At 67.9% G+C, this 24,429-nt stretch carries 21 protein-coding genes, 1 tRNA gene, 1 other RNA gene and 1 pseudogene; 10 read left to right on the plus strand and 14 right to left on the minus strand.

The window, feature by feature from the left end; translation table 11 throughout:
- Positions 1 to 68 precede the first annotated feature (68 nt).
- Positions 69 to 1,322, plus strand: a complete 1,254-nt coding sequence (gene tgt / locus ACT89H_RS21135) for a tRNA guanosine(34) transglycosylase Tgt (RefSeq protein WP_445110336.1) — start codon at positions 69 to 71, stop codon at positions 1,320 to 1,322.
- Positions 1,323 to 1,392: 70 nt separating this feature from the next.
- On the opposite strand, the gene ACT89H_RS21140 is transcribed toward tgt, so the two are convergent.
- Positions 1,393 to 2,172, minus strand: a complete 780-nt coding sequence (locus ACT89H_RS21140; RefSeq protein WP_445110337.1) for a queuosine precursor transporter — start codon at positions 2,170 to 2,172, stop codon at positions 1,393 to 1,395.
- A 29-nt stretch (positions 2,173 to 2,201) separates the two neighbouring features.
- Between ACT89H_RS21140 and ACT89H_RS21145 the strand changes: the two genes are divergently transcribed.
- On the plus strand, positions 2,202 to 2,720 hold the full coding sequence (locus ACT89H_RS21145; RefSeq protein ID WP_445110338.1) for a DUF4190 domain-containing protein: 519 nt from the start codon (positions 2,202 to 2,204) through the stop codon (positions 2,718 to 2,720).
- Positions 2,721 to 2,796: 76 nt separating this feature from the next.
- On the opposite strand, the gene ACT89H_RS21150 is transcribed toward ACT89H_RS21145, so the two are convergent.
- The 3 genes from ACT89H_RS21150 to ACT89H_RS21160 all read right to left on the minus strand — a co-directional run bounded on the left by ACT89H_RS21150 (position 2,797) and on the right by ACT89H_RS21160 (position 5,326).
- A complete protein-coding gene (locus ACT89H_RS21150) occupies positions 2,797 to 3,480 on the minus strand; it encodes an RDD family protein (RefSeq protein WP_445110339.1) in 684 nt (227 codons plus the stop codon).
- Between the two features lie 46 nt (positions 3,481 to 3,526).
- On the minus strand, positions 3,527 to 4,444 hold the full coding sequence (gene gluQRS / locus ACT89H_RS21155; protein ID WP_445110340.1) for a tRNA glutamyl-Q(34) synthetase GluQRS: 918 nt from the start codon (positions 4,442 to 4,444) through the stop codon (positions 3,527 to 3,529).
- Between the two features lie 399 nt (positions 4,445 to 4,843).
- On the minus strand, positions 4,844 to 5,326 hold the full coding sequence (locus tag ACT89H_RS21160) for a DUF309 domain-containing protein (protein WP_445110341.1): 483 nt from the start codon (positions 5,324 to 5,326) through the stop codon (positions 4,844 to 4,846).
- 423 nt (positions 5,327 to 5,749) lie between these two features.
- Between ACT89H_RS21160 and ACT89H_RS21165 the strand changes: the two genes are divergently transcribed.
- Entirely contained in the window at positions 5,750 to 5,959 is a 210-nt protein-coding gene (locus ACT89H_RS21165) for a DUF397 domain-containing protein (protein WP_445110342.1), read from the plus strand.
- A gap of 99 nt (positions 5,960 to 6,058) precedes the next feature.
- Here the strand turns inward: ACT89H_RS21165 and qcrB are convergent, their stop codons facing one another.
- Complete coding sequence (qcrB, locus tag ACT89H_RS21170) at positions 6,059 to 7,699, minus strand: cytochrome bc1 complex cytochrome b subunit (RefSeq protein ID WP_445110343.1); 1,641 nt, start codon at positions 7,697 to 7,699, stop codon at positions 6,059 to 6,061.
- Positions 7,700 to 7,872: 173 nt separating this feature from the next.
- On the opposite strand from qcrB, the pseudogene ACT89H_RS21175 reads away from it, so the two are divergent.
- Positions 7,873 to 8,568: pseudogene (locus ACT89H_RS21175) on the plus strand (wax ester/triacylglycerol synthase domain-containing protein); the annotation flags it as partial.
- Positions 8,569 to 9,387: 819 nt separating this feature from the next.
- On the opposite strand, the gene ACT89H_RS21180 reads toward ACT89H_RS21175, so the two are convergent.
- From ACT89H_RS21180 to ACT89H_RS21190, 3 genes are all read right to left on the minus strand, one after another.
- Complete coding sequence (locus tag ACT89H_RS21180; RefSeq protein ID WP_445110344.1) at positions 9,388 to 9,984, minus strand: hypothetical protein; 597 nt, start codon at positions 9,982 to 9,984, stop codon at positions 9,388 to 9,390.
- Positions 9,985 to 10,085: 101 nt separating this feature from the next.
- Positions 10,086 to 10,406 carry a hypothetical protein gene (locus tag ACT89H_RS21185; protein WP_445110345.1) on the minus strand — a complete coding sequence of 107 codons (321 nt, stop codon included), beginning with the start codon at positions 10,404 to 10,406 and terminating at the stop codon, positions 10,086 to 10,088.
- Between the two features lie 155 nt (positions 10,407 to 10,561).
- Positions 10,562 to 10,649 (minus strand) — tRNA-Ser (locus tag ACT89H_RS21190).
- 127 nt (positions 10,650 to 10,776) lie between these two features.
- On the opposite strand from ACT89H_RS21190, the gene ffs reads away from it, so the two are divergent.
- Both ffs and ACT89H_RS21200 read left to right on the plus strand, forming a co-directional pair.
- Positions 10,777 to 10,871: signal recognition particle sRNA small type (gene ffs, locus ACT89H_RS21195), an RNA gene on the plus strand.
- A 225-nt stretch (positions 10,872 to 11,096) separates the two neighbouring features.
- Positions 11,097 to 12,386 carry an aspartate aminotransferase type Ic gene (locus ACT89H_RS21200; RefSeq protein ID WP_445110346.1) on the plus strand — a complete coding sequence of 430 codons (1,290 nt, stop codon included), beginning with the start codon at positions 11,097 to 11,099 and terminating at the stop codon, positions 12,384 to 12,386.
- A gap of 313 nt (positions 12,387 to 12,699) precedes the next feature.
- Here ACT89H_RS21200 and ACT89H_RS21205 read toward each other — a convergent pair whose 3' ends face one another.
- Positions 12,700 to 13,140, minus strand: coding sequence for an SRPBCC family protein (locus ACT89H_RS21205; protein WP_445110347.1), 441 nt, complete (start codon positions 13,138 to 13,140; stop codon positions 12,700 to 12,702).
- A gap of 7 nt (positions 13,141 to 13,147) precedes the next feature.
- A complete protein-coding gene (locus ACT89H_RS21210) occupies positions 13,148 to 13,954 on the minus strand; it encodes a methyltransferase domain-containing protein (protein ID WP_445110395.1) in 807 nt (268 codons plus the stop codon).
- 173 nt (positions 13,955 to 14,127) lie between these two features.
- Here ACT89H_RS21210 and ACT89H_RS21215 point away from each other — a divergent pair, with 173 nt between their 5' ends.
- From ACT89H_RS21215 to ACT89H_RS21225, 3 genes are all read left to right on the plus strand, one after another.
- Entirely contained in the window at positions 14,128 to 14,703 is a 576-nt protein-coding gene (locus ACT89H_RS21215) for an HhH-GPD-type base excision DNA repair protein (RefSeq protein WP_445110348.1), read from the plus strand.
- Positions 14,704 to 14,828: 125 nt separating this feature from the next.
- A complete protein-coding gene (locus tag ACT89H_RS21220) occupies positions 14,829 to 15,530 on the plus strand; it encodes a DUF8020 domain-containing protein (protein ID WP_445110349.1) in 702 nt (233 codons plus the stop codon).
- 342 nt (positions 15,531 to 15,872) lie between these two features.
- A complete protein-coding gene (locus ACT89H_RS21225) occupies positions 15,873 to 17,147 on the plus strand; it encodes an ROK family protein (protein WP_445110350.1) in 1,275 nt (424 codons plus the stop codon).
- A 61-nt stretch (positions 17,148 to 17,208) separates the two neighbouring features.
- Here ACT89H_RS21225 and ACT89H_RS21230 read toward each other — a convergent pair whose 3' ends face one another.
- Positions 17,209 to 18,840, minus strand: coding sequence for a DUF2207 family protein (locus tag ACT89H_RS21230; RefSeq protein WP_445110351.1), 1,632 nt, complete (start codon positions 18,838 to 18,840; stop codon positions 17,209 to 17,211).
- A gap of 286 nt (positions 18,841 to 19,126) precedes the next feature.
- On the opposite strand from ACT89H_RS21230, the gene ACT89H_RS21235 reads away from it, so the two are divergent.
- Complete coding sequence (locus tag ACT89H_RS21235) at positions 19,127 to 20,047, plus strand: neutral zinc metallopeptidase (protein WP_445110352.1); 921 nt, start codon at positions 19,127 to 19,129, stop codon at positions 20,045 to 20,047.
- 7 nt (positions 20,048 to 20,054) lie between these two features.
- On the opposite strand, the gene ACT89H_RS21240 is transcribed toward ACT89H_RS21235, so the two are convergent.
- The 3 genes from ACT89H_RS21240 to ACT89H_RS21250 form a co-directional block, all read right to left on the minus strand.
- Complete coding sequence (locus ACT89H_RS21240) at positions 20,055 to 21,371, minus strand: ammonium transporter (protein ID WP_445110353.1); 1,317 nt, start codon at positions 21,369 to 21,371, stop codon at positions 20,055 to 20,057.
- Between the two features lie 88 nt (positions 21,372 to 21,459).
- Positions 21,460 to 22,149, minus strand: coding sequence for a TetR/AcrR family transcriptional regulator (locus tag ACT89H_RS21245; protein ID WP_445110354.1), 690 nt, complete (start codon positions 22,147 to 22,149; stop codon positions 21,460 to 21,462).
- Entirely contained in the window at positions 22,146 to 24,392 is a 2,247-nt protein-coding gene (locus tag ACT89H_RS21250; protein WP_445110355.1) for an MMPL family transporter, read from the minus strand. The genes ACT89H_RS21245 and ACT89H_RS21250 overlap by 4 nt, the downstream gene beginning before the upstream one ends.
- Positions 24,393 to 24,429 lie beyond the last annotated feature (37 nt).

A 24,429-nucleotide genomic window follows, 5' to 3' on the forward strand; every position in this document is an offset into this window, starting at 1 on the left:
GGAGCCGATGCTTATGGTGAGCGGTGGCCTGGTTCGGGCGGCGTCCACCGAACTGCGAGGATAGCGGGGTGTCCGGTCCCGAATCCTTCTCCTTCACCGTCGGTACCCGCCTGGCGGGGCGGCACGGGCGGTCCGGGGTGATCGCCACGCCGCACGGATCGATCGCCACGCCCGCCTTCATCCCGGTGGGCACCAAGGCGACGGTCAAAGCGGTGCTGCCGGAGACCATGCGGGAACTCGGCGCGCAAGCGCTGCTGGCGAACGCCTACCACCTCTACTTGCAGCCGGGCGCCGACATCGTGGACGAGGCGGGCGGGCTCGGCGCGTTCATGAACTGGCCGGGGCCGACCTTCACCGACAGCGGCGGGTTCCAGGTGATGTCGCTGGGCGTCGGCTTCAAGAAAGTGCTCGCGATGGAGGCGGTCGACGTGCGCAGCGACGACGTGATCGCACCCGGCAAGGAGCGCCTGGCCACCGTGGACGACGACGGCGTCACCTTCCGCTCCCACCACGACGGCTCGGTGCACCGGTTCACGCCGGAGGTGTCGATGGGCATCCAGCACCAGCTCGGCGCCGACATCATGTTCGCTTTCGACGAACTCACCACGCTGCTCAACACCCGTGCCTACCAGGAACGATCGGTGCAGCGCACACATGAGTGGGCGCAGCGCTGCATCGACGAGCACGAACGCCTGACCGCCGCGCGCACGCATCGCCCGTACCAGGCGCTGTTCGCCGTCATCCAGGGCGCGCAGTACGAGGATTTGCGCCGGAAGGCATGCCGCGGCCTCGAATCGATTCGCGGAAACGGCGGAACGGGATTCGACGGCTACGGGATCGGCGGCGCGCTGGAGAAGCACAATCTTGGCGCTATCGTCGGGTGGTGCTGTGATGAGCTGCCCGAGGACAAACCGCGGCACATGCTGGGTATCAGCGAGCCGGAAGACATCTTCACCGCCATCGAGAACGGCGCGGACACCTTCGACTGCGTGAACCCGTCCCGGGTCGCCCGCAACGCCGCGATCTACGTCGACACCGGCCGGTTCAACATCAACACCAGCCGCTTTCGCCGGGACTTCACCCCGATCGACGCGAACTGCGACTGCTACACCTGCGCCAATTACACGCGCGCCTACCTTCATCACCTGTTCAAAGCCAAGGAGATGCTCGCGGCCACGCTGTGCACGATTCACAACGAGCGGTTCACGGTTCGCCTGGTCGACCGCATCCGGCACAGCATCGAGGGCGGCTACTTCGACGAGCACAAAGCGGAAACGCTGAGCCGCTGGAAAAGTAAGGGAGGGCGCGGTCCGAACGGATGACCGGTGGCTCGACAGCGTCTTCGATCGTCTCGTGCGGCCCGCGCCCTCTGGGGTGGCGCCGGGAATATCGTCAGGTGTGCAGCGGATCCGCTTCGGTCGGCGCGTAGCTCGGTTCGTGCTCCTTGAGCAACGCGATCACCCGGTAGGTGATCGGGAGCACGAACACCTCGCAAAGGGTCTTCCAGATGAAGCCGACGATCACATAGTTGACGAACTGCTGCCAGGTATCGATGCCGATGGCGCCCGCGGCGATCGAGCAGAAGATCAGCGTGTCGGCGAACTCGCCGACGATGGTCGACCCGATCAGCCTGGCCCACAGATGCCTTTCCTTCGTCCGCTCCTTGATCAGCACCAACGTCGCGGAATTCAGCAGCTGGCCGACGAAGTACCCGGCCAGACCCGCCATGACCAGACGCGGCGTCGTTCCGAGGACGGTGCGGAACGCCTCTTGGTTCTCGTAGAAACCCGCGGCGGGCAACTGGATCGCGATGGCGAAGCACACCACCGTCAGCAGCAGGATGGCGAAGCCGTAGTAGATGGCGCGCCGGGTGGCGCGGAAGCCGTACACCTCGCTCAGCACATCACCGAGGATGTAGGCGAGCGGGAAGAGGAAGAAGGCGCCGTCGGTGGCGATCGGAAGGATTTGCAGCGGCCCCAGCGACACCGACCGATCGCCGAAGAACTCCACCCCCTTGGTGGCGCAGATGTTGGAGATGATCAGGGTTGCCGTGAACAGGGCCACGATCGGTGCGTAGTACCCCCGCGCTACCTGGGCAAATGCCGCGTGGTCCGCGGGGCGCCCAGGCCCGCCGTGCTCTTGGGTGGTTTTCGACTCACTCACCCGCATCATCCAACCAGGTTGTGGAATACGCTGTAGCCATGACGAATCCCGGGGACTCCGACGAGTGGTGGAAGCAGTACGGTGGCCAAGGCGTGTCGCCGGAGTCCGGTGGACAGAATTCGGTCCCGCAGTATCCGAGCCCGGGGCAGCAGCCGTCGGGCTATCCGTCGGCGCCGCAGTACCCGGTGCAGTCGTCCGCGCAGCCGATGACGCCGCCTCCGCAGCCGCAGTACCCGTCCTACCAGCCGCCCGCGCAGCCGTACGCGCAGCCGCAATACGGCTACCAGACTCCGTACCAGCCCTATGGAGTCCCGGCCCAGGGCACCAACGGTATGGCGATCGGTGCGCTCGTTTCGTCGCTGGTCGGACTCGTCACCTGCGGGCTCGGCTCGATCGTCGGCATCATCCTCGGCGTGATCGCGTTGAACCAGGTCAAGCAGAGCGGCCAGGAGGGGCGCGGTATGGCGCTCGCGGGCATCTGGATCGGCGTCGGCGCGGTCGTGCTGGCCATCCTGTGGTTCGTCGTCGTGATCATCGCGGGGACGACCAGCACGTAGCGGCGCGGTCACCGAAAGCAACAGGGGCGCACCCGATTCGGGTGCGCCCCTGCGTGTTCGAGCCCGCTGCGGCGGATCAGGCCTTCACGACCTGGGTGCCGCCGGCGAACTTGTCGTGCCAGCCCTGCTTGTTCGGGTCCTGCGAGATGGTGACCATGATGTAGATCGCCAGCACGAGCGCGACGAGGTTGCCGATGCACGGGATAATGCTGGCCGCGATGAAGATGTTGCGCTTCAGCGAGGTAGCGGGGTCGATCTTCGCGGCGCCGCCCGGAGCGAGCACCTTCAAACCGAGGATCTTCTTACCGAGTGTCGTGCCCTGCGAGGTCTCCATGCCGACGAAGTAGCCGAGCTGGACCAAGGTCCACACCACGCTGAGACCGATGGTCAGGCCCAGCGACTTACTGACCAGGGTGTACAGGATGATGTAGGGGACGTAGAGGATGAGCGCGTCGATGACACGCGCACCGATACGGGTGCCGAGGTCGCCCGGTTGACCGCCGTAGTTGTTGAAGCCGGGCTGCTGCGGCGGGTACTGGCCGAACGGTTCCTGCCCGTACTGGGGCGGCTGCTGTCCGTACTGGGGCTGTTGCCCGAATTGGGGCTGCTGTTGCCCATATTGGGGCTGCTGTTGCCCGTATTGGGGCTGCTGGCCGTACTGCGGCTGCTGCCCGTACTGGTCGCCCCCCTGTGGGTACGGCTGCCCGTACGGCTGCCCGCCCTGCGGATACTGGTTGGGGTCGTACCCACCGCTTGTCATAGTTGTTTGTCCTCGTCGATTGATCAGTAGTTGGACAATGCGTACGTTACGGACATGGGCTGCTTCGCAACAACCCGTCCACGTCGAATACCGACGGTTCGCGGGGTAGCCGCCGGGTGTCGAAATGCTCGAGTAGCTCGGACGACGATGTCACGGTGAAGCCGAGCGAACCGGCCAGTGCCGAGATTACTTCCTCCGGCGTGTTGCCGAGCGCCAATCGTTCGCGGAGTGTCACCGCCCCATCCCGTTTCGCCAGCCGCCGCCGTTGCGTATTGAGCACCAGCGGCACATGGGCGTAGTGCGGCACCGGCAGATCGAGCAGCGTCGCGAGGTATGCCTGCCGCGGGGTCGACGGCAGCAGGTCGTCGCCGCGGACCACCTGGTCGACGCCCTGCGCCGCATCGTCCACCACGACGGCGAGGTTGTAGGCGGGGATGCCGTCGGCGCGCCGCAGCACCACGTCGTCGACCGGGCCCCGGTAGCGACCGTGCAGCTCGTCGTGCACCTCGAACTCGGTGGCCATGGCGCGCAGGCGCAGTGCGGCCGGGCGGCCCTGTGCGCGCAGCCGCTCGCGCTCCACGGGGATCAGCGTGCGGCAGGTACCGGGGTAGGCGCCCATGGGGCCGTGCGGCGCCGTCGCGGCTTTCTGTATTTCTCTTCGCGTGCAGAAGCATTCATAGGTGAGCCCGGCGGCGGTGAGGCGTTCGATGGCCACTTCGTACACCGGCAACCGATCGGACTGGCGAACCACGGGCCCGTCCCAATCGACACCGATCGCGGCGAGATCCTCGAGCTGCCGCTGCTCCGCACCGGGGCGAACTCGGTCCAGGTCATCGATCCGCAACAGGAAACGGCGGCCGGTGGAACGAGCGAATGCCCAAGCCAGCAGAGCGGTGCGGAGATTGCCCAGGTGCAGGTCCCCGGACGGGCTCGGCGCGTACCGGCCCGCACCCGGCTCAGTCACGGGCTCGCCTGGTGGTCGATGAGATGCGCACGTCGGCCATGGTAGAAGGCGTACCTCCGCCTTCGCTCCGGCCGTGCGCGGGGCTAAGGACGGACTACGTCCGGCTGCGCCCGTTCTGCGTACCTCCGCCTTCGCTGCGGCCGTGCGCGGGGTTGAGGACGGACTACGTCCGGCTGCGCCCGTTCTGCGTACCTCCGCCTTCGCTGCGGCCGTGCGCGGGGTTGAGGACGGACTGCGTCCGGCTGTGCCTTTTTATGCGTACCTCCGCCTTCGCTGCGGCCGTGCGCGGGGTTGAGGACGGACTGCGTCCGGCTGTGCCTTTTTATGCGTACCTCCGCCTTCGCTGCGGCCGTGCGCGGGGTTGAGGACGGACTGCGTCAGGCTGCACCCATTAGGCGATCAGCAGCGCAGCCGCGGCCGCAGGTCGGCGTCCGCCGGTTCGTCGCCCGCGTCCAGTGTGGCGAGCAGGGCCTCGGCGTGGGCGACCAATCCGGGGAGGTCGATATCGTAGGGCGCCTGCCCGCCGTCGAGTCGGTATGCCGTCAACCGCGACACCGCGCGGGCGAGCAGTGTACGCGCTCCCTTCGGATTTCCGCGCTGGATGTGCGTCAGTCCGACAGCGAACTGCGCGAGCGCCTGCCACAGCATCCGCTCAGCTAACGGCCCGCTCTTCCATGCGGCCTCTAAAACCTCGTGTGCATTGAACGCAAGTCCCTCGTCCAGCAGTTGCTGGGCGAAGGTCAAGGTTTGCTGGGGCGGAAGATCGAGATCGTCCGGAATTCGGGCAACTCCGGTGCTGCCGGGAGGCAGTGGGCGCCCGAGTCGGTCGCGCGGACGGGCGCTACGGGCGCGACCTGCGTCGTCTCGATCGCGTTCGACCATAGATTCCATCATGCACGGCCGCTGCGCGTCCGTCGACGCGGCCTGATGCGCGCGGTGAATTGCCGCTGATAACAGAGCAATCACATCCGCCAAAAAAATTGTGGTACGCCAGTGTTAGGAATGAATACCAGGGGTCTGGCAATGTTCCCGCAACTCTTCTGATCCGGAGGTGTCTTCGGTCGCGATGATTGAATAGGCAAGAGATGGGCAAACTTTCGAAGGACCTGCTAGTGTTACCGCGCGAGGACGGGCCTCGCGCGAGGTCAATTTCCGCTCTAACTCGATGTGCGATATCGACGCACCGGGAAAGTGGGCTCCGGCAAAGGGTCCACCACGGGATTCGACTTTCCAGTCGGGTGCCGATGCTAGCTGGAACGATGTCAGGAGAAATCTCGCTCTCGACGCAGCAAAGGAGCTAGTACCGTGGAGGTTGGTTGGACGGACGCTGGATGGCGCAAGAGCACATACAGCGGTCCGGATGGAGCGTGTGTGGAAGTCGCTTTTCTCATCGACGGCCGTGTCGCGGTTCGTGACACCAAGCACAGTGGACGTGGCCCGGTCTTGGCGTTTGCGCCGGGCGAGTGGGATACATTCCTAGTGGGGGTCTCGACGGGAGCGTTCCGGCGCGGCTGAACTGCTTCGGAATCGCCTGAACAAGGCAAAGCGGGCCCCGGGTCGCGTGGACTCGGGGCCTTCGCGGTTTTCCGGCGGGTTGCGCGCCGGGTCGAATGTTCAGTGCGCAGTACCATTTCCGTCGCCGTTCGCCCGTTCCTGGACCTTGCGCAGCACGGCGAGCTGCTTGCGTTCCTCTTCGTGCTCGATTTCGAAGTGCCGGTCGCTCTCGTCCCGTGGATCCGCGCGCAAGAAGCTGCCGGTGCCCGGCTTGCCCGCCGCACCCAGCTTGCTCATCTTCTTCGGCACGGGCGCGCCCTGGTACGCCAGCGGGATCGGGTGACCGTGCCCGTCCACCGGGCCCAGCGGCTGATGCACCTCGATGTACTCACCATGCGGCAGACGCTTGATCACACCGGTCTCCACCCCGTGCTCGAGCACCGCTCGGTCGCTGCGCTGCAGGCCGAGGCAGATGCGATAGGCCAGGAAGTAGGCGATCGGGGGCACGAGCAGCAGGCCGATGCGTCCGGCCCAGGTCGTCGCGTTGAGCGAGATGTGGAACTTGTACGCGATGATGTCGTTGACGCACGACAGCGTCAGCACCGTGTAGAACGCGATGGCCATCGCGCCGATGGCCGTGCGAACGGGCACGTCGCGGGGGCGCTGCAACAGGTTGTGGTGCGCGCTGGTGTCGCCGGTCAGCCGCTTCTCGATCCACGGGTAGGCGATGAGTACGGTGAAGACCAACCCCATGATCACGGCGACCCAGAACACCGCAGGCACGGTGTAGCGGCCCGGATACAGCTCCCACGGCGGCATCAACCGGGCCATGCCGTCGGTCCACATCATGTAGAAGTCCGGCTGCGAACCCGCCGACACCTGCGACGGATTGTACGGACCCAGGTTCCAGATCGGGTTGATCTGGAAGATGCCGCCGAGCAGGCCCACGATGCCGAGGGTGAAGGCGAAGTAGGCGCCCTGGTCGGCGGCGAACACCGGCACGATCCGCGCGCCGACCACGTTGTTCTCCGTGCGGCCCGGGCCGGGGAACTGGGTGTGCTTCTGGTACCACACCAGCGCCACGTGCGCGGCGATCAACGCCAGGATGATGCCGGGGAACAACAACACATGCGCGATGTACAGCCGCGGAATGATGATGTCACCGGGGAAATCACCACCGAAGATCAGCCAGTGCAGCCAGGTGCCGATGATCGGGATCGAGATCGTGATGCCAGAGAACGCGGCGCGCAGGCCGGTGCCCGACAGCAGGTCGTCGGGCAGCGAGTAGCCGAAGAAGCCCTCGAACATCGCCAGGATCAGCAGCAGCGAGCCGAGTACCCAGTTCGCCTCCCGCGGCTTGCGGAACGCGCCGGTGAAGAAGATCCGGAACAGATGCACGATGATCGACGTCGCGAACAACAACGCCGCCCAGTGATGCACCTGCCGCACGAACAAGCCACCGCGCACCTCGAAGGAGATGTTCAGCGCCGTCTCGTACGCCCGCGACATGGTCACCCCACGCAGCGGCTGATAGGCGCCGTTGTAGACGACCTCTGTCATCGATGGGTCGAAGAACAACGTCAGGTACACACCCGACAGCAGCAGGATGATGAAGCTGTACAGCGCGATCTCACCGAGCAGGAACGACCAGTGCGTCGGGAAGACCTTGTTGATCGACCGCTTGACGAACGCGGCGGCCCTATATCGCTCGTCCGCCTCATCGGCTTGGTTGGCGATTTTGCGAGCTGGATCTATAGCCATGGCCGGCACCCCGCCTGGATGAGTGGTATCCGTTCCTACTACAGACGGTAGCAGAGCCGCGTCCCGGAATCGATGGGGTTTTTCGGAGGTAATTGTGGAACAAGATCATTCACATTGCTCGGACCGACGGACACGATCGGGTCGGCGTCGATATCGTTTTACTCGTGAGCGCGATGGCACCGCAGGACGCGACGATGTATTGGCTGTCCGAACGCACGCGCAACGACCTTTTTCTGTTGTACTGCTTCGTCGATCGCGGACTGCCCACCGCGGAACTGCGCGCCGCCGTCGCCGAACGGAGCGCGCGTATCCCCGATCTTCGGGTCCGGCTGCGCAAACTGCCCGCGGACATCGATTACCCGTCCTGGACACGATGTGAATTCGAGGCCGAGCAATTCGTAGAACATGTACTAGTGGAGCGCAGATGGTCGTGCTTGCTGAAGGTTCTCGGCGATCTGCTCGGCACCGGCGTCGATGCCGCCGTGCACCCGTGGCGACTGCATGTGTTCCGTGCGATCGACGACGCTCCGGGGCTGGACGGCGAGCCCGCGCTGGTGGTGGTACTTCAAATGTCGCATGCCCTGGCCGATGGACGGCGGTCCTCGGCGATCGCGCGTGCTCTGTTCTCGGCGACTCCCGCGGTCGAGGACGCAAGCCGGACCGGCTCTGCGGTGCCCGATACCGGCATAGAAGCGGATGAGGCCAGCAGCGCGCTCGGATCGCGGCTGTCGCGGTGGCCCTGCGGGCGAGAGGTCGCGGCACGTGGGCGGACCATCGGTGCCGCGGTGTCGGCGAGCCTGTCGTCGGCCGGGGTGCTGGTCGACTCGGCGGCCGGGGTGCTGCGCACGCCGGTTCGAGTGGCCGCGACCGCGGTGCGCGGCTACCAGGCCTTCCGAGCACAGCAGCGGCTGGTGGAGTTGACCGAGTCGGGTGACGTGCCGCCACCTGCGGACGGTTTCCCGCCCAGTGTGCTGAATCGATCGTCGACGCACGGCATAGCGCGGCACGAAGCTCGGATGCTGGTGTTCCCGTCCGCCGACTTGCGGGTGCCCGGCCGTACCGTCACGGTTGTCGTCCTCACCGCGGTGTCGCTGGCGCTCGCCCGCTACCTGGCGGAGCTGGACGAGCCGGTGCGGCGGCTCGGTGCGCAGGTGCCGATGGCTCTTCCCGAGGCCACCCGCGCACGTAACAACTATCGCGGCCTCGGCGTCGACCTGTTCATCGACGAACCGGATCTGCGCCTGCGCGCCGACAAGATCGCCGCGGCGCTGGCCGACCGGCGCCTGCGCGCACGGCACCCACTGCTGTCCGCGCAGGATCGGGTCACCGCGGCCATGCCGGCCCCGCTGCTGCGCCGGGACGTGGATCGCTACCCCCTCGACGCCGTCCCCGACTCGATCGCCGGCCACACCGTCGTCTCCAGCGTCGACCGCGGCCCGGCCGATCTTTCTTTCGGTGGCGGCGCGGTGCGTTTCACGGCCGGGTTCCCGGCTCTCGGCTCCGTCATGCATCTGACTCACGGTGTGCACGGACTCGGCGACACCGTCACCATCTCCCTGCACGCCGACCCGGCAGTGCTGCCCGGCCTCGACGCCTACGCCGCCCACCTTCGTGTCGCGCTGCTCGAAGCGCACGGCACCCGCCTCGACCCCGCTCCGCCGTCGTCATCGGCGTGACGAGCTCGCCGGTCAGGAACGGGCGAGGGCGGGCTGCGGCGCGGCCTGGTGCACCTCGGCGGAGATCCTGATATCCAGCTCCAGCCGGGTGGCGTTGATGACCGACCGCTCCTCCTCGACGGTGTTCTCGATCGCCCGCGACCACAGTGCCTGGATCTCGGTGATCTCTTCGGGGGTGGCCTCCCCGTCGAGTTCGATCCGACGGCGCTGCAAGCTGATGTTCAGCGCCGCGGTGAGCGTACGCATCAGATCCTCGCAGCGATTGGGGATCTTGCGATGCGACAGGACGCGCAGGTTGCTGATGTAACCGCGCGAGCCGGTGATGAGCTGCCGGATCTCCGCATCGACCGCATCCAGTTCGTCCGCCTCCCAGTGCTCGCAGTGCAACAACTGCCTGCGGACGTCGCTGGAAATCGACAGCACGGACGAGACCGCGGTCAACACCGACTCCCGCCGCCACTTGTCGTGCTCCCGCCGCTCGGCCGCCGCGTTGGTCGATTCCACCGTGCGCTGCGCCGCGTCCAAGGTGACCCGGTTCCGCTCGTCCGCGGCGGTGAGCGCCGCCCGGTTCGTGCGGTTGTTGACCAGCACGCCGACCAATGCCGCCATGGCAACGATAAGAGAAGCGAAGAGCGGAAGCCACTGAGTCACGGAGAAGATCATTCCATCGGAATGGGAAGTCGCACAGCCCAGATCGCGCGACTGGGGCGTCAGCTTCGTGCGGCACCTTCCGGCCACACGACATCGACCGGCACACCGCGCGCACGCGCGAGTTCGACCACCGTCCCGGTGCCCGCCTGCTGCCCGGCATCCCCATCCCACACGGCGACCAGTCGATCGACCGACCCGACCACGACATCGTTGGCCGCCTCGTACGCTTCGCGTCCCGCGTCATCGAATTCCAGCACCCGCACGGTGGTCGCGCGTTGCACCAGATCGTCGAACAGCTCGGCGTGATCCGGTTTCACTTTCCGCTCGCGGTAATTCCGGGACGGCAACACCACCTCCAGCCGGCCGCCCGCATCGAGCACCGCTCGAGCGAAGCCGCTTGGGAAACGAATGTCCGCAGCTCCAAAAATGCTCTGAGCAGGACTGATGGCAAGCAACGCTGGATATTCGCCGGTGTGGACAGATTACGGAAAACGCCTCTGACCAGGAAATATGTTCCGGTCAGAGGCGTTTGCCCTGGCGGAGGATAGGGGATTTGAACCCCTGAGGGCGTTAACCCAACCCGCGTTCCAGGCGAGCGCCATAGGCCACTAGGCGAATCCTCCGTGGAGCAGCATACCGGTAGCCCCCGGCCGGTCGCCAAATAGGTGGGGTGACGTGGGGGAAAGGTCTGGTCGGCCGGGGTGATGGACCCGGAAGTCGGGTTTGCGGGCGGGAGGCGCTACACTGGCCGACGGATCCCGCGCGGCGCGCATCCTGTGAACCCCCCCAGGGCCGGAAGGCAGCAAGGGTCAACGGGCTCTGCCGGGTGCGCGGGGTCCCCTTTCGAAGGCCTCGCGCGAGTGCCAGGCCGGTGCGGGTCGCGGACGGGCCCGGCTCGGTGCCGCCTCTGCCTCCGTCCCTCGGATAACGCCTCCAATTCCGGGCGCTGCACGGGTAACGTGAACACCGTCCGCGGATGCGTGTGCGTCTGCGCGGACAACTGTTCGGTCGCCGCCGCACATCGGTCCGGCCAAACCATCGTCCCTTCGCTGCTTGAAAGGCTGCCCAGGATGCCCCGGCAAACGCAGATCGGTTTGATGAGCCATGAGGAGCTCGTGCTCGAGCACGACACCCAGACCGCGAACTACGCGACGCTCGAGACCGAGAAGCTCACGCTGGACCTGACCCGGGGAAAACCTTCGCCGGAACAACTCGACCTGTCCGCCGAACTGCTGCGTCTGCCCGGTGACGGCGATTTCCGCGACGGCAGCGGCACCGACTGCCGTAACTACGGTGGCCTGCACGGTCTCCCGGAACTGCGCGCCATCTTCGGCGAACTGCTCAACATCCCGGTGGACAACCTGCTCGCGGGCAACAACGCCAGCCTCGAGCTGATGCACGACGTGATCACTTACGCGATGCTCTACGGCACCAACGATTCCGAGCGCCGCTGGGCCGCCGAGGACACCCTGAAGTTCCTGTGTCCCGCCCCCGGTTACGACCGGCACTTCGCGATCACCGAGGCGCTCGGCTTCGAGATGATCCCGATCCCGATGCGCCACGACGGCCCGGACACCCACGTCATCGCCGAGCTGCTGGCGAACGACCCGCAGATCAAGGGCCTGTGGGCGGTGCCGAACTACTCCAATCCGACCGGCGTCGTCTTCTCCGAAGACGTTGTCCGCGAATTGGTTTCGATGCCAGCCGCGGCGCCCGACTTCCGGCTGTTCTGGGACAACGCGTATGCGGTGCACCCTCTCACCGACACCGCGGCCCCGGTGATCGACGTGCTCGGCTCGGCCGCCGCCGCCGGGAACCCGAACCGCCCGATCGTGTTCGCCTCGACTTCCAAGATCACCTTCGCGGGCGCCGGCGTCAGCTTCATCGGCGGTTCCACCGCGAATCTGGACTGGTACCTGAGCCACGCCTCGAAGAAAAGCATCGGCCCGGACAAGCTCAACCAGCTGCGCCACCTGCGCTTCTTCCGCGATGCCGACGGCGTGCGCGCGCACATGCAGAAGCACCGCGCGATTCTGGAGCCGAAGTTCGCGCTGGTGCTGAAGATCCTCGAGGACCGCCTCGGCGCGTCCAAGGTGGCGTCCTGGACCGAGCCCAAGGGTGGCTACTTCATCAGCCTGGACGTGCTCGAGGGCACCGCGGCGCGGGTGATCGCCCTCGCCAAGGATGCGGGCATCGCCCTCACCGCGGCCGGTTCGGCCTTCCCGTACCGGAACGATCCGGAAGACAAGAACATTCGGATCGCCCCCAGCTTCCCGAAGCTGCCCGAGCTGGAGAAGGCGATGGACGGCCTGGCCACCTGCGTGCTGCTGGCGGCCACCGAGAAGCTGCTCGGCAAGTAGGAGCGGCCGCGGACAACGCCCGGCACGGATCTCGTGCCGGGCGTTCCCGTCTATATCGAACGCCGGAGGCGCGGCCGAATGAAGGAGACAGTGTTCCCCGATCGAGGCGGGACGGCTGGCCGCGCTGCCGGGGAGTCCGCTTCGAGCCGTGCTGCGACGCGTGCACCGCCACGCCTCGATGGCGCGTCGGTTGCGTGCGCTGCCGGGGAGTCCGCTTCGAGCCGTGCTGCGACGCGTGCACCGCTGGGCGCCGCACAGTTGGCAGCACTAGCGGAAACCGTGCCGCGAACGGGACCTGACCGAGACCCGACGCCTACCCGGTCTCCAGCAGTTCCTTCAACCGCGCCAAGTCGGCGCGATTCGCCCGTCGAATCGCTGCTTCCAACACGGGTGCGGCGAGCTTGCGGAAACCGCGCGGCTCGCCCCGGTTGCGCAGCGTCATGCGGGTGCCGCCCTCGGGCGTATCGGCCCAGGTATAGGTCGTCTCCATCGGAAACGGCCCCTGCGCGGTGCGCATGACCAGCCGCACGCCGGCCGCGTAGTCCGCCACCTCATAGGTATAGGTCAGCCTGCCGCCCAGGAAGTGGGCGACGAACGTCATCCGCGAGCCCACGCGCAGCGGCGGCTCCGTTACCCAGGTGACGCTGTGGATGCGCGAGTACCAGGCCGGAGCGTGCGTCGGATCGGCCGAGTACGCGGCGACCAGCTCGCGTGATCGGTCGATCACGACGTCGGTCAGTACGTCGACGGCCATCGGCCGGTCAGCGCGGTTTGTGCGCGAGGACGGCGAACATGGTCACCGAAAGGTGGATGTCGCCGTTGTCGGCGCCCGCATCCAGGTCGGCGAGCAGGCGATCGCGCTCCGCTTCGGTGATCGCGCCGCGCGCGACCGCCATCGCCGAGATCCTGGTGATCAGCGACCCCGCGCCCACACTGCGGTCCTGCACCAGAGCCTCCGAGCCGATGTCGTCGACCACCAGGCCCGCCTTGCTGAGCAGACCGGGCAGACGACGGCCCGACAGCGGATTCGTTGTCGCCGACACGAGCGTGTCGATCACCTCGCGGACGACGCGCCGGTCACCGGGGTGCACGATCGCCGTGCCCCAATCGCTGTCCACCACGACCACGCGGCCGCCGGGACGCAGCACGCGCGCGATCTCCTTGGCCGCCCGCGCCGGGGCGGTGAGGTGCTGGAAGACGCGCTCGCACAGAACGGCGTCGAAGCAGTCGGCGCCGAACGGCACGCCGTAGGCGTCCCCGGATTGGAATTTGGCCGCCGAGCCGACCTCGGCGGCACGGCGCTCGGCGGAGGCGAGCAGCTGCGGGTCCGGCTCGACGCCGACCGCGCTGCCGTTCGGGCCGACCGCGTCGGCGAAGGTGATTACCTCCGATCCCGTGCCGGAGCCGATGTCCACGGCGTGTTCGCCGGGCCGCAGCGCGAGCGCTTCGTGCGCCCAGGTGCGCAAGCGGCGGATACCGGGCAGCGCGGCCTGTAGGTCGCGCACGTCGACGAGCTGATCCTGGCCCGCTCGGTCGAACCGATCGGGGCGCACTGCGTAGGTGTTCATGGGCCCGTGTCCATCCCTGGCCGTTGCCGTCGTCTTGGTCGGTGTCGCCGTCGTCTGAGGCATGGCCTGGAGCCTACGCGGCAGGTCATGTACCCGCGCGTAGGGGATGTGAGGTGAGTCACTATGGTTTCTGAGTAGTCTGGTACGGCCCGAAGATACGGAGAGGCGGGACAGTGACGCGCACGCTGTGCCTGGCGCAGGACGCCGAGGCGGACCAGCTACTGACCGAGGACCATTTCGCCACGCTGCTCGGTATGCTGCTGGATCAGCAGTACCCGATGGAGCACGCCTTCCGCGGCCCGAAGAAGATCGCCGACCGGATGGGCGGGTTCGACATCCAGCGCATCGCCGAGGCCGATCCGCGGGAATTCGAGGAACTCGCCGCGACCCCGCCCGCGATCCACCGCTACGGCCGGTCGATGGCCCGGCGTGCCCAGGAGCTGGCTCGCTACGTCATCGAGCACTACGACGGCAAGGCCGAGAACATCTGGACCTCGGGCGACCCGGACGGCGCGGAGGTATTGCGCCGCCTGAAGGACCTCCCCGGCTACGGCGAGCAGAAGGCGAAAATATTCCTGGCCCTTCTGGGTAAGCAACGGGGCGTGCGGCCGGAAGGCTGGCGCGCCGCGGCGGGCGCATACGGTGACGAAGGCTCGCGCCGTTCGGTTGCCGACGTGACGGACGCCGAATCCCTCGCGCAGGTAAGGGAATTCAAGAAGCAGGCGAAAGCGGCGGCCAAAGCGAAGTAGCTCGGTGAGCGTAACCTCACGGTTTCCTATTTGAAATCGCCCTGCGTTTTTTCCTCGTGATCACGGGATCGGTGCCCGATGCTTTTGGCTGGTAGGGCTCCACCTGAGATGAGGGATTGCAGGACATGAGGATGAGAAAGCTCGCCGTGGTCGCGGCGCTGGTGACCATTGCGACCGGAGTGGCCGCGGGTACGTCGGGTGCGGCGCCGGCGGAGGGAACCGCCGACAGCGGCGTGGTCAACTACACCGCGGAGGCCAACCCGGTGTCGACCATTATCAACACCGACGCCGGCTCGCTGGTCAACGAGGATGGCGTGTTCAAGATCAAGGCCGCCAATGGGACCACCGTGGCCGGCGCCGAGCTGAAGTTCCGCGTCGACGACTTCGAGTTCCCGATCGCCGCCGACATCTCCGACCACACCGCCGTCCTGACCCCGCAGTTCGACAAGGAGCACGCGGTCTACAAGCCCGTCGCCCTGCCGTTCGAGGACAAGGCGCCGTGGAAAACCGAGTACGACCGGGAGCTTGCTGCCTGGAACCGCCTGACCAGCACGATCTCCGCGGGCGCGACGGTCGGCACCCTGGTCGGTGGCCTCAGCGGTGCCGCCCTCGGCTGCCTCGCGGGCGGTGCCGCCGGCCTGGCGCTGACCGGGCCGCTGCTGGGCCTGTTCGGCGCGGGCCCGATCGCCGGCTGCATCGCCGGTGCGGCCGCCGTCGGCTTCCTGGGCACCCTGGCGGGCCAGCTGTTCGTGACCGCTCCGGTCGCGATTCTCGCCGCGATCCAGTACTTCACGACGATCAATCAGCCGTTCGTGCCGGCGAAGTAATCCTTCCGCGGGAAAGACTCCGCTCCGCCCGTCTTCCGGGGGGAGCGGAGTCTTTTCGCGTGCTCGCGACCTGGGGAAACAATGTGCGTAAGCGCACAGCGGCGCGTCCACGATTGGTGCGTCGCGGAAATCGGTGTTAATTTCAATGACATGTCTGCCGGCCGATCGAACCTCCTGCGCGTCACTTATGTGACCGCCTCGCTGGGTCTGCGGCTGCCGCTGACGCGCGAACTGTGTCGCCTCTCTTGCTGCAGCTGAGCTGTTTTTCCTGCTCATTTGCTGCCTCCTCGCCCATGTAGGCATGTCCCGTTCGATTTCGGGACTTCAGCAAGGATCTGCACAATGTCCCTTCCCATTCTCGAACGATCCGTCTCCAGGGTTGCGAGCAGCCGTGCCCGCGTCCAGCGCCCGGTCGTCGCCCCCGAACTCCGCATCGGCGACAACCCGGCGGCCGCGGTGCTGCGCGCCGCGACCGGCGGTCCCGTCTCCCGCGACAACGCCGCGCGGACAACGGGTTTGAGCATCGCGACGGTCAATCGGCAGGTCTCCGCACTGCTCGCGGCCGGCCTGCTGCGGGAACGTCCCGACCTGACGGCCTCGGGTGCGGTCGGACGCCCCCGCGTCCCCTTCGAAATCGATCACGACGCCTACCTGACCATCGGCATCCACATCGGCGCCGCGGTCACCAAGATCGTCGCCGCGGATTTGCGCGGCCGCATCCTCGGCGGCCTGGCCATCGCCACCCCACAGACCGGCCAGGAATTCGCCACCACCACCGTCGCCCGTAGCGCGAAGGCGTTCCTGCAGCGCTGGCACCGGCGCAAAGCGCTGTGGGCCGGTGTCGCCATCGGTGGCCGGGTCGATCCGCTGACCGGCGTCGTCGACCACCCGAAGCTGGAGTGGCATGGCGCACAAGTCGGTTCGGTGCTCGGCGAGGTGCTGGAGTTGCCCGTCTCGGTCGCGCCGCATGTCGAGGCGATGGCGGGCTCCGAGCTGTTGCTGCCCACCGCTGAGCCGAAGGATCAGGCCCGCGTCGAGCGCGGCAGCAGTCTGTACTTCTACGTGCGGGAAACCGCCGGTATCGCAGTGACTTTGGACGGCCGGGTGCACACGCCGAGCAACGGCCCCGGATCGATTGCGCACCTGCCGACGGGTTCGGATGTGGAATGCACCTGCGGACGGCGGGGCTGCTTGGAGGTGACCGTCGGCGATCGGTCGCTGCACTCCAGGGCCGTCGGCCGCGGCATCATCCCGGCGCACAACGGCACCGCGGGCTCGACCATCGCCGATCTGTACCGCGCCGCGGAAGCCGGTTCGGAATCCGCGCGCGAGCTGCTCGCCGAGCGGGCCACCATTCTCGGCCACACCGTGGCGATGGTGCGCGACATGCTCAACCCGGATCGGGTGATTCTCGGCGGTCAGGCGTTCACCGGCTATCGCCCCGCCGTGGCGCATGTGGCGCGGGCGTTCAACCAGGGTTCGACGCTGCCGCCCACCGATATCCGGATCAGCGGATTCGGCGGCAAGGTACAGGAATACGCCGCCGTGGTGACCTCGTTGAGCGTCCTCTACGCCGATCCGCTGGCAGCGGTCCGGCGAACCGCGTTGAGCGACTGAGTAATTCGGCGAAGGGCGACCGGACGCGCGGTCCGGTCGCCCTTTTCGTGCGGATGCGGGTTCACCGATGCGGGTCGCCCGCGGTCGCGAACAGGCCTTCCAACGCCGTGATGAAGAACGGGAAGTGGCTTGCGAAGCGTTGCAGGTTGCGGTCGCGTTCGAAACCGCCGAACCAGTAGAGGCCGGGTTGCGCGTCGGCAGACGGATCGAGGTCGCGGAAAGCGCGGATCCAATTGTCGGCGCGTGCACCGAGCACCGTGAACGGTAAGGCGCGGGAGAACACGGTTTCCTGGTCGATCGGCGGAATCTGTTCGCGCCGGATGATTTCCAGGCCGCGCTGCAGCGCGCGGATCTGCCGGGCGAGTGCCAGCCCTCGGGTCGTCCGCACCGGCAGATACTTCGGCGAGAGCAGAGCCGCGACGCCGCCGAGTGCGATCGCCACGCCGACCAAGGCATGCCCGGAGGTGAGCGCGAGCGCCACGGTCGCCACCGCCCCCGCGACCACCAGCGCTGCACCGAGCCACACCGCGAGGCCGGGACGGCGGCGATCGAGGAAATTGCCGCGGGCGACGGCATCGGCGACCAGGGCCGCACGGACCGGACCGGACGCCACGCGCCCCGGCCTGCGCAGCTCGCCCAGTGTCACGGCGTCCGCGCCGTCGGGCAGCAGCGCCTGGTAGACGGCCTTCTCGTAGTCGCGCAGCTGATCGTCGGGCGTATTCACCCGGGTGATCCGCCAGTCGCTGTCGCTGAGCGGCATGACCCGGAGGTACCGGCGCACCGCGAGATCCACCACCGTGGCGGCGATGTCGACCGGATCGACATGCCCGTCCAGCAGCAGACCGGCCTCGCCGGGCAGCGCGCCCTCGGGTGAGGTGAACTGCACTCGATCGCCGTCGCGCAGCAGTGGGTCGAGCGACTCCGTCCCGTCGCCCACGGTCGCGTCCAGCCGGCGGGCGCGCAGTACGAAGGCGGCCAGCCCTGCCAGCGCGAGCAGCAGGACGCCGAACGCGACGAGCACCGGGGCGGTGATCGCGAAGGGGCCCGCGTCGCCGCTGCCGCGTACGTCGGCGTTGCTCGGCACGGTGCCGGGCGGCAATTGCAGCGTCAGGTCGATCGCGTCGCCCTTGTGCAGGTCGGTCTGTTCCAGGAACAGGACGCCATCGGACTCGATCTTGACGTCGGCGCATGGCCGGGCCTTGCCGGGCGGGCCGAGTTTGCAATCCACGATGCCCATTTCGAAGCTCGGGCTGATCAGCGAGGCGCTGATCGACGCGATGTCGGCGCCCAGCACTCCCAGCCAATGGAACACCTGGGTGCCCGGCGCGTCACTGACGGTGTTCCGCACGGAGTACTGAAAGGTGGACTTGCCCGGCCGCGCCTCGATGGTGAACTGGTCGTTCGCGACGGTCGCGGTCCCCGGGCCTTCGGTGTTCACATCGGTGACCCGGAAGACGCGCTCGGCGTCATCGCTCACCTTCAGCCGCAGCGGAAGCGACATCCGGAACGAGCCGTCCTGCGGCACCGAGACCTGTTCCACGACTTCGAGGACGCCCTCGCGATTCAGCTTCAGATCGGCGGTGATGGTCACGCCGTCGGGTGTGGGCTGGGCCTGGGCGACCGGGGCCGCCGCGAACACTGCCGCGATGGCGAGAAGCAGCGCGCCTAGGGCGGCCCCCCGAAAAGTCAGCATGGCTGCCTACTTTAGACAGCTTGCTATTCTGCGTCAGCGGCTGTCGGCGATCACTGAGACGAGGGGGTACGGGGGCGTGACACAACCACCGTACGGACACGGACCGGTCCCGCACCGGGGGCGTCCGGTTCCTCCGCCGCCCGGCTACGGTGCGCCCGATGGACTACGCCCCGGTTACGGTCCGCCATCTGGATACGGCCCGCCTCCTGGTTACGGCCCCCCACCGGGGTACGTTCAGCCCGGTTACGGCCCGCCGCCGGGCTACGGCTCTCCGGTCCCTCCGCCGATGCCCTATGGTCCGCCCGGGCGGCCTCCTTACCCGCCGCGGCGCAAACGCGGTGGCGGCGGATGGGTGGTGCTGCTGGTCGTCGTCGTATTCCTGGTCGCGGCGGGGCTGGTGCGCAACGCGATCTCGGTGGGACGTGGCGACAGTGACGCCTCCGGTCCCCGACCGAGCTTGACGTTCGACGCCCAGCCCGATGCCGTGACCGGACCGTCGGAGACCGGCGAAAACCCGCTGCTGACCGACCCGAGCAGGACACTCGTTCCGGCGCGGTGCGATTACTCGCCGTGGGGCACCCAGGTCGACGCCGCCCGCAAGTTCTTCGAAAGCGCCGCGTCGTGCCTGGAGGCGGCGTGGAAACCCGTACTGCGCGAGGCGAATCTGCCGTTTCAGCCGCCGGCGCTGAACGTCAGCGCGACCACGATCGGCATCACCACGCCGTGCACCGGCTCGACCAGCAATTTCGCCGCGTTCTACTGCCCGGCGAACAAGACGATCTACATGCCGATCAGCCAGTTGCAGACCGACTACTTCAAGAACAACTGGGTGGTCTACCTCTCGGTCTTCGCGCACGAGTACGGACACCACGTGCAGGCGATGTCCGGCATCCTGCGCAAGGCCAACAGCGAGCGGGCCGATGCCGGGCCGCGCACCGCGAAGGGGCTGGAATTGTCCCGCCGAGTCGAATTGCAGGCCAACTGTTTCGACGGCATGTACCTCTCCTCGTCCTCGAAAGGCGGCTCGCTGACGGATCCGCAGGTCACGGTGGCCCGGAAGGACGCCTACGGGCGCGGCGACCAAGGCGGGGACATGCGCGACCACGGGTCGGCCGAGAACGGCGGTCAGTGGTTCGAGACGGGTCTGGACAAGAATCGTGCGGCCCAGTGCAATACGTTCACCGCGTCGGCGAGTTCGGTGAGCTGACCGCCGATCAGTGCTTCGGATCGTCTTCCAGCGGGCGATCGGTGTGGGGATGCCCGACCTGCCCCTCACCGAGCCTGCGGGGCGCGTGCCCGTGCACTCCTTCGGCGTACGCGGTCTCGGCGTGCAGGGCGAAGTCGATCCCGGTGGTCTCGTCCTCCTTGCTGACCCGGAAGCCGACGAGCCGGTCGATGCCCTTGCCGAGCGCGAAGGAGACGCCGAACGCGTAGGCGGCGACGACCAGAACCGCCACCAGTTGCTTGCCGAGCTGGGCGAATCCACCGCCGAAGAACAGGCCCTCGACGCCGCCGGTCATCACCGCGGTGGCGAGCAAGCCGATCAACACGGTGCCCACGACGCCACCGACGAAGTGCACGCCGACCACGTCGAGCGAATCGTCGTAACCCGCCTTGAACTTCCAGCCCACCGCGAACGAACACACCACGCCCGCCGCCAGCCCGACCAGCACCGCGCCGAGGGTGTTGACCGATCCGCACGAAGGGGTGATGGCGACCAGGCCCGCCACCACGCCGGAGGCGGCGCCGAAGGTGGTCGGCCTGCCGTCGCGGATCTGCTCGACCGCCAGCCAGCCGAGCATGCCGAGGCAGCCCGCCACCAGGGTGTTCAGGAAGACCGCCGCGGCGAGGCCGTTGGCCGCCAGCGCCGAACCGGCGTTGAAGCCGAACCAGCCGAACCACAGCAGGCCCGCGCCGAGCAGCACGAAGGGCAGGTTGTGCGGGCGCATCGCGTCGGTACGGAACCCGATGCGCGGGCCGAGCACGAGCGCGAGGGCCAAGGCCGACGCGCCGGAGGCGATCTCGACCACCAGCCCGCCCGCGTAGTCGAGCGCGCCGAACCGTGCGAGCCAGCCGTCCGGCCCCCACACCCAGTGGGCGATCGGTGCGTACACCACCAGCGCCCACACCGGCACGAAGATCATCCACGCGGAGAATTTGGCGCGGTCGGCGATGGCGCCGCTGACCAGTGCGGCGGTCAGTATGGCGAAGGTGAGCTGGAAGGTGACGAACAACAGCTCCGGCACCGAGCCGCGCACCGAACCCGGATCGATCCCGGCCATGCCCAGGTGATCCAGGCCGCCGATCAGGCCACCGCCCGCGTCGGCACCGAACGCCAAGCTGTAGCCGAAAAGTAGCCAGCTCACCGTGACCAACGGGATCGCGATGAAGTTCATCATCAACATGTTGAGTACGCCGGTCGAGCGCACCATCCCGCCGTAGAAGATGGCCAGGCCGGGCGTCATCAGTAGGACGAGGGCCGTGCTGATCAGCAGCCAGGCGGTGGCCGCGGGGTCGATGGTCGAGGACACGGGTTATTCCTTCCGCGCAGGTGCGCTGTGAGGTTACCGAACGGTCGCTCACGGGCTGACAGCCGATCGGGAAAGCGCCGTGCTCCGGTCAGGTGGAGGGGCGATCCTTCCGGACACCGCGCAGCCACGCGGCGACCGCGTCCGGCGTCGGCCGGTCTGTGCCGGCCAGGTCGAGCACGGTATAGCCGATGCATGCCGCGCCCAGCACGCGTGCGGCGGTCGCTTCCACGTCACCCCAGGGCAGGAAGGGTTTGGCGAGCAGCAGGGAGGCGATGCCGTGACCCACCGACCACAGTTCCAGCACGATCGGCAGCGGGTCGCGCGACGCTATCGTGCCCTCGTCCATGCACTTGCGTACGGTGGCCGCGAAACTCTGGAAAGCCCCGCTGGTGAGGACTTGGTCCACCGCGCCCGCGGTCTCGGTGGGCGCGGTCGCCAGCCGGTACTGCTCGGGATGCTCGAGGGCGAAGCGGACGTAGGCCATGCCTTGGTCGTGCAGCTGGGCCAACGGGGAGGCCGCCGGGTCGGCGGCGGCTCGCATCGCGTCGGCCAGGTCTTCGAAGGCCTGGGCGACGACCGCAGCGATGAGCTCGTCCTTGTCGGTGAAGTGCCGGTAGATCGACGGGGGGCTCACCCCGACCAGCTTGCTCACCGCCCGGATCGACACGGCTTCGGCGTGCCCGCTCCTGGTGAGCAGGTCGGCCGTGGCCCGCAGGATCTCCTCGCGCAGCTGGGCCCCGGTTCCGCGCGGCGACCGCGGACGCCTGCCACCGATCATGCGCGTCCCGCGGTTTCCAGCGGGCGGGCGGCGGCATGCTCTTCGCCCTCGGTCAGCCCGAGCTTGGCGTGCAGGCGGGCCAGCGGCGCGGGCGCCCACCAGTTGACCGGCCCGAGCAGGCGCATGAGCGCGGGCGCGAGCAGGCCACGGATGAGCGTGGCGTCGGCCAGCACGGTCAGCGTGAGGCCGAGGCCGAGCAGCTGCATGAACGACACCTTCGCGGTCACCAGGGCCCCGAGCACGATAGCCATCAGCACCGCGGCGGCGGTGAAGATCCGGCCCGTGCGGGCCAGCCCGATCGCGACCGCACGGGTGTTGTCGTGGGTGGCGAGCCACTCCTCGCGCACCCGCGACAGCAGGAACACCTCGTAGTCCATGGACAGGCCGAAGGCCAGGCAGAACATCAGGATCGGCATGGTCGGCACCAGGTATCCGACCGCGGTGAAACCGAGCACGCCGGACAGATGCCCTTCCTGGAACACCCACACCATCGCGCCGAAAGCGGCGGCCAGCGACAGCGTGTTCAGCGCGAGCGCTTTGATCGGCAGCACGACGCTGCCGGTGAACAGGAACAATACGACGAACGTGGTCAGCGCGATCAACGCGGCGGCGAGCGGCAGCCGGGCGCCCAGTGCCTGGAGCGAGTCGGCGTTGGCCGCCGCGGCGCCGCCGTAGAGCGCGTCGCCCGGCGCGGGGATCGCCCGGATCGCGGTCAGCTGGCGGTCACCCGCGGGGGAGAAGGGATCGAGTGTGGTCGCGACGCTCAGGTAGGTCCCGGTGTCGTTGATCATTCCGGGCGGAGGGGCCGCGACCCGCGCGCCTGCCACGTAGATGCCCGCGGCGGAGAGAACCGCGGGTACACCCTCCACCCTGGACAGTTCCGCGGCGTATCCGCCGAGCGCCGCGCTGTCGCCGCGATAGCCGTCCACCACGATCGTGGTACCTGCGACCGGATCGGCCTGGGGGAACTCGGTGCGCAGCACGTCGCCGACCTGGCGGCTGGCGGCGGAGTCCGGCAGCACCCGGTCGTCGGGATAACCGAACTCGACCGAGAGGAACGGTGCCCCGAGCGCAAGCAGCAGGGCGATGATCGCGACCGCGACCGGGGCGGCGTGCCGCATCACCACGCCGGCCAGCCGGTACCAGCCGGTGTCCTCCGGCGTCGGTACGCCGGGTGCGGGTGCGCCGCGACCGACCAGGCGGCGCAACGGAGCCCGCAGGTCGAGGGAGTTCACCCGGTGGCCGAGCAGCACCAGCGCAGCGGGCAGGACCACGATCGAGGCGAGCGCCGCGGCGGCGACCACCGCGACGCCCGCGTAGGCGAAACTCTTCAGGAAGTACAGGTCGAAAACGCTCAGCACGGCCATCGAGAGCGCGACGGTGAGCGCGGAGAACAGCACGGTGCGCCCCGCGGTCTGCATGGACCGGATGGTGGCCGCGGCCGGATCCGAGCCGTTGGCGAGTTCTTCCCGGAAACGGCTGACGATGAACAGGCTGGAGTCGATGGCCAGCGCGAGACCCATCGCCGTCGTCATGTTCAGCGCGTAGATCGAGACGTCGGTGAACAGCGTGAACATGCGCAGCAGCGCCAGCGTCGCCAGGATGGCGAACACCCCGATGGCCAACGGGAGGGACGCGGCGACCAGGCTGCCGAACACCAGGACCAGCACGATCATCGACAGCGGGACCGCGACGCCCTCGGCCAGGGCGAGGTCGCGTGTGGTCTGTGCGGTGACGTCCTGATAGATCGCGGCGATGCCGCCTTGCCGCACCGTGATCCCGTTGGCGACGCCCGCGAACTGCCGTTCCAGTTCGCTCGCGGTCTGCGCCACCTGTGTTTCGTCGCCGTCGATGAAGGCGACCACCAGGGCGCTTCTTCCGTCGGTGCTGCGCAACGCGTTCGCCAGCGGCTGCGGCGTGGTCCAGTAGGACTGGACGCCCCGCACATCCGTGCGGGATTTCAGCGAGTCGGCCAGCCCGGTGCCCGCCGTCTTGGTGGCCGGATCGTCCGCGCCCGCCTCGGAGCTGACCAGCAGCACGAAGTTGGGCGCCGCCCCGGCGAAGTTGTCCGCGATCAGTCGGGCGACGCGGGCGGATTCGGCGTCGTCGGAGGTGAAACCGCCGGATCTCAAGTGCGCGGGCGCGGTGGCGCCGAAGACGCCGCACAGCACGGCGACGGTTAGCGCCGCGGCCAGCACGATGCGTGGAGATCGAGTGATGAATCGGGCCATCCTGGTCAGCATCGCGGCTCCGCTCGCTAGGTCGGCGGCGTCAGAGTAA

It is taken from the genome of Nocardia aegles, from assembly GCF_052545135.1.